Consider the following 422-nt stretch of genomic DNA (forward strand, 5'->3'; position numbering starts at 1 on the left):
ACGCCCGATCACCTCGGTCACGGGCATCCGCAGCTGGTACGACTCTCCCAGGTCTCCCCGAGCGAGCTGACCGATGAAGCCGAGGTACTGCTCGAACGGCGGGCGATCGAGCCCGAGATCGGCTCTGATGCCTTCTTTGACCGCCTCGCTCACCTGCGCCTGGGGCCCCAGCATCACCGATACCGGATCCCCCGGGATCACCCGGAAGGCGAGGAAGGCGACGGTCGCCGCGCCCCAGAGGACGATCACGACGGACGCGGCGAGGCCGGCGATACGGACGAGAGCAGCCCTCACCACCCGTGCCCTCCGCTCAGCCGGCGGCTCAGCCGACGGTCACATCGTAGAACAGCGGTCGACCGTACAGGTCGTACTGCAGCCCCTCGACGCGATCGCCGACGGCGGTGATCGCAGACGGGCTGTAG

The 422-nt window shown here is 68.7% G+C and carries 1 pseudogene; it reads right to left on the minus strand.

The features are described 5' to 3' along the window. A pseudogene (locus L687_RS0120935) lies at window positions 1–294 on the minus strand (ABC transporter permease); the annotation flags it as partial. Between the last annotated feature and the right edge of the window lie 128 nt (window positions 295–422).

The sequence above is a fragment of the Microbacterium maritypicum MF109 genome (assembly GCF_000455825.1).
Classification (GTDB): Bacteria; Actinomycetota; Actinomycetes; order Actinomycetales; family Microbacteriaceae; genus Microbacterium; species Microbacterium maritypicum_A.